The 647-nt window shown below is 74.7% G+C and carries 1 protein-coding gene; it reads left to right on the forward strand.

Annotated elements, in window-relative coordinates; translation table 11 throughout:
• Positions 1 to 647 (forward strand): 4-alpha-glucanotransferase (locus G3N96_RS38875; RefSeq protein ID WP_241023049.1); only part of this gene is annotated, 647 nt, incomplete at both ends.

Consider the following 647-nt stretch of genomic DNA (forward strand, 5'->3'; position numbering starts at 1 on the left):
TCGCGGCGTGTCGCTCGGGGCGCCGCCCGACCTGTTCAATGCGGCCGGCCAGGCGTGGGGCGTGACGACCTGGACGCCCGCCGCGCTGCGGGCGGAAGGCTTCGTGCCGTTCGTCGAACTGTTGCGCGCGGCGTTCGCGCATGCGGGCGGCATCCGCATCGATCACGTGCTCGGCTTCGCGCGGATGTGGATCGTGCCGGACGGCGGCTCGCCGCGCGACGGCGCGTACCTGCGCTATCCGGTCGACGATCTCGTGCGGCTCGTCGCGCTCGAGGCGGCCCGTCATCGCGCGCTCGCGATCGGCGAGGATCTCGGCACGGTGCCGGCCGGCTTCCGCGAACGGCTCGGCGCGCAGGGCATCGCCGGGATGCGCGTGCTGTGGTTCGAGCGAGACGCCGGCGGCACCTTCCGGCCGCCGGCGGCGTGGGATCGCGACGCGATCGCGATGACGTCGACGCACGATCTGCCGACCGTGGCCGGCTGGTGGCGCGGGGTCGATCTGGCCTGGCGGCGGATCGCGGCCGAGGCGGCGCAGCAGTCCGACGACGGGGAGGCGCGCAACGCGGCGCCGCGTGCGCGGCCAGATCGGAAGAGCGTCGGGGAGGGAAAGGGGTGCTGCCGAGGGTTAGATGCCGGAGGTGGGCGAA

The sequence above is a fragment of the Burkholderia sp. Se-20373 genome (assembly GCF_017104705.1).
In the GTDB taxonomy this organism is placed as follows: Bacteria; Pseudomonadota; Gammaproteobacteria; order Burkholderiales; family Burkholderiaceae; genus Burkholderia.